This window comes from Serratia sp. HNCC26DJ244 (assembly GCF_057180565.1).
The window spans coordinates 1-409 of the sequence record NZ_JBXUGO010000126.1; the positions used below are offsets into that span (position 1 = coordinate 1).

1 pseudogene is annotated in these 409 nt (G+C 58.7%); it reads left to right on the forward strand.

Going from position 1 to position 409, the window contains the following annotated elements:
* Positions 1-409 (forward strand): annotated as a pseudogene (locus AC2A06_RS18900) (hypothetical protein); the annotation flags it as partial.

Here is a 409-nt window from a genome sequence, read left to right on the forward strand (position 1 = left end):
CCGTTGACTATCTCCAACAGCACCAACAGTTACAGCGGCAGTACCACTATTGCTGGGGGCACTGTGTTGCTGGGGGCCAGTGGGGCGCTGGGGTATACCCATTTACTGGCAGTCACCACCGGCAGTACCTTTAACCTCAATAACTACAGCCAACTCGTTGAAAGCACCACCAATGAGGGTACGGTGCTGTTAGGCAGCGGCGTGCTGACCAGTGGGGCGTTAACCAACAATGGCATCATTAACCTGGGGACTGGCACGCTAGCGCTCACTGCGGGGGGGACCTCCAGTGCGACCGGTGGCTTAACCGGCGCTGGGTTGTTACAGGTACAAGCCGGCACTTTCACTGTCAGTGCCGCCAACAGTGGGCTGACCGCTGATACCGATATTGACAGCGGCGCGACGCTGGTGC